Raw genomic sequence first — 3,190 nt, 5'->3', positions numbered from 1 at the left:
CATCACCCCTATGAACTCCCCCACTATTGCCCTCCTGGGCAACCCCAACTGCGGCAAAACAACCCTGTTTAATGCTCTCACCGGAGCCCATCAGCAGGTAGGCAACTGGCCCGGCGTCACCGTCGATCGCAAGGAGGGCCGCTATCGCCATGGTGAGCAGACGGTTACCGTCGTCGATTTACCCGGTATCTATGCCCTGGATGCGGAAGCAGAGGGCAGTGTTGACGAGGCGATCGCCCGCGACTATTTGCTGTCAGGTGCTGCCCAGGTGGTGGTGGATATTGTTGACGCCTCAAACCTGGAGCGCAACCTCTACCTCACCACCCAGGTTTTAGAGATGGGGCTACCCCTGGTAGTGGCCCTGAATATGACCGACGTGGCCCAGGAGCACGGTACTCACGTTAACCCCAAGCTGCTGTCAGAACGACTCGGTTGCCCGGTCGTTGCCATGGTCGCGGCCAAAGGACAGGGGGTTGAGGATCTAAAGCTTTGCTTGAACGAGTTTTTGCAGGCTCCCTATCGACCTCGGACCCAGGTGGTTTACCCAACGGTGATTGAAGAATCCCTATCGGTGCTGACCCCCGCGATCGCAGGATCTAGCCATCCCACCCCCCGCGATCGCTGGACGGCCCTGAAATTGCTGGAGTACGACGACAGCCACAGTCCTCAACTTTCGGGCGATCTGGTGCAGCAGGTGGCGGAACAGCGCCATCGCATTCACCAGGTCTTGGGCGAAGACATCGATATCGCCGTGGCCGATAGCCGCTACAGCTACGCCCATCGCCTGGTCAACGACGTGGCCAATCGGCCCCGGCAGGTCAGCGTCACCAAATCTGACCAGATTGATCAGATTGTGCTGAACCGCTGGCTGGGTATTCCCATTTTCTTGGGGGTGATGTATCTGCTGTTTATGTTTGCCATCAACGTGGGCGGTGCCTTGATCGACTTTTTCGACATTCTGTTTGGCACCATTTTTGTCGATGGTTTAGGCCACGTTCTAACCGCCATCGGCCTGCCGGATTTAGTCACGGTGGTGCTGGCCAATGGCATGGGCGGCGGCATTCAAACCGTGGCCACCTTCATTCCAGTGATCGCCTGTCTGTTCTTGTTCATGGCGGTTCTGGAAGACAGCGGCTATATGGCCCGCGCCGCCTTTGTGATGGATCGCTTTATGCGGTTTGTGGGACTACCCGGCAAATCCTTTGTGCCCATGCTGGTGGGGTTTGGCTGCAACGTACCGGCGATCATGGCCACCCGCACCCTGGAGAGTCGCCGCGATCGCATCCTCACCATTCTGATGAACCCCTTCATGTCCTGCGGGGCGCGGTTGCCGGTTTATGCCCTGTTCGCCGCCGCCTTCTTCCCCAGGGCTGGGCAAAACATCGTGTTTTTGCTGTACCTGGTGGGCATGGGCATGGCGATCGTCACCGGCCTGATCATGAAGTACACCCTGCTCAAGGGAGAAGCCGCTCCCTTTGTGATGGAGCTACCCACCTACCACCTGCCCACCCTCAAGGGGGTACTGATTCGTACCTGGGAACGGCTCAAAAGCTTTGTGATCCGAGCCGGGCGGGTGATTGTCGTGATGGTGATGGTGCTGAGTCTGCTCAACTCCATCGGCACCGATGGCTCCATCGGCAACGAAGATAGCGAAAATTCTATTCTCAGCTCCGTCAGTCAAAGCATTACACCGGTCTTCGCCCCCATGGGTATCAGCCAGGAGAACTGGCCCGCCACCGTCGGCATCTTTACCGGGGTATTTGCTAAAGAGGCTGTCGTTGGCACCCTTGACTCGCTCTATAGCCAGCTCGCTCGGGATGAAGCCCTGGCTGCCGGAGTAGACCTGGGCGACGATGGCTTTGACTTCTTCGGCAGCATCGGTGCAGCCTTTGCTTCTATCCCCGCCAACCTGGCTGCCCTCCCCGGTACTCTGCTCGACCCCCTTGGCCTCTCCATCGGTGATGTCAGCGACCTGGATGCCGCCGCCGAAGAGCAGGCCGTCACCCACACCACCTTCGGCCAAATGGCGCTGCGCTTCGATGGTCGGGTGGGGGCTTTCGCCTACCTGCTGTTTGTGCTGATGTACTTTCCCTGCGTGGCAGCGATGGGAGCTGTCTACCGAGAAACCAACGCCGGTTGGACCGCCTTCGTTGGCCTCTGGACTACAGCCCTCGCCTACTGGAGCGCTGTGATGTACTACCAGGCGATGACCTTCTCCCGCCATCCCGCTAGTTCCACCGCCTGGATAATTGGGCTGATGGGGGTTGCGATCGCCACTGTTCTCCTGATGCGCTATTCCCGACCGGCCCGGCGCAGGCGATCGCTGCTGCTGGAGGGGTGATGGGGTAAAGGATCTATAAATATCACTCATCCACTCCCCGCCCACTCATCCACTCCCCCACTCCCCATGCTCACTACCCTCCAGACCTATATAGCTGCCCACGGTACGGTCTCCATCGCCGATCTATCCCTGCATTTTCACACCGACAGCCAGGCGCTCAGACCCATGCTGGTAAAACTCAGCCGCAAAGGGCGCATTCGCGCTTTACCGATGCCGGAAAAATGTGCAGACTGCACCTGCTGCGATTTCAGCCAGCTGGAGTGTTACGAATGGGTTGCTCAACCAACCACGGTGCAGTTAAGTTCCTGCCCGCCAACAACTCTGCGGCCTCAGTCGGCCAACTGTTCCTAACACCCAGCACCGGTCACCCTCAGCCAGGGTGACCATCTTTTTGCCAAACAGTACTCAGGTCACCCCTGGGCCTAGCCCCTGTCCGCCGGTATCAATTCCCTAGCCGCCAAACCCCTTACCCGTCATCACCTTCACCCACACCAGCAATTCTCCCCCGCAGCCCCCCGCTGCCAGGTACTTGCCCTGGGGCGACCAGGCGAGGGTCGAAAAACCACTCGATGCCTCTTCAAGAATTTGGGTTGCCTGGGTAGCCTTTTGCCATAGACAGACCCAGCCATCCTCGGAAGCAGAGGCTAGCAGGGTTGACTGAGGCTGAAACGCCACCGCTGTTACTTAATACCAATGCCCAAGCTATCAGGCACTTTTACATTGCCAAGGGTTCAACCGCCGAAGTCCTGACCCAAGGAATCATTGCCCGAGAAATTGGCTACCTCAGCCCGGCTCAATACGAACATCTTGAGGAAGAGTGCACGGCCATTGCCAGTATGCTCAGACGCC

At 58.5% G+C, this 3,190-nt stretch carries 4 protein-coding genes; 3 read left to right on the top strand and 1 reads right to left on the bottom strand.

The window, feature by feature from the left end; all coding sequences use genetic code 11:
• Positions 1–10 precede the first annotated feature (10 nt).
• Both feoB and IQ254_RS30500 read left to right on the top strand, forming a co-directional pair.
• Entirely contained in the window at positions 11–2,341 is a 2,331-nt protein-coding gene (gene feoB, locus IQ254_RS30505) for a Fe(2+) transporter permease subunit FeoB (RefSeq protein ID WP_193969889.1), read from the top strand.
• 66 nt (positions 2,342–2,407) lie between these two features.
• Positions 2,408–2,692, top strand: coding sequence for a FeoC-like transcriptional regulator (locus tag IQ254_RS30500; RefSeq protein ID WP_193969888.1), 285 nt, complete (start codon positions 2,408–2,410; stop codon positions 2,690–2,692).
• 99 nt (positions 2,693–2,791) lie between these two features.
• Here IQ254_RS30500 and IQ254_RS30495 read toward each other — a convergent pair whose 3' ends face one another.
• Entirely contained in the window at positions 2,792–3,016 is a 225-nt protein-coding gene (locus IQ254_RS30495) for a WD40 repeat domain-containing protein (protein ID WP_193969887.1), read from the bottom strand.
• Here IQ254_RS30495 and IQ254_RS30490 point away from each other — a divergent pair.
• A partial coding sequence (locus IQ254_RS30490; RefSeq protein WP_193969886.1) for a four helix bundle protein occupies positions 2,995–3,190 on the top strand: 196 nt, incomplete at its 3' end. The two genes, IQ254_RS30495 and IQ254_RS30490, sit on opposite strands and share 22 nt — an antisense overlap.

This window comes from Nodosilinea sp. LEGE 07088 (assembly GCF_015207395.1).
Taxonomy (GTDB): Bacteria; Cyanobacteriota; Cyanobacteriia; order Phormidesmidales; family Phormidesmidaceae; genus Nodosilinea.
Note: the sequence above shows the minus strand (reverse complement) of the source record. Positions and strands in the feature narration are given on the sequence as shown.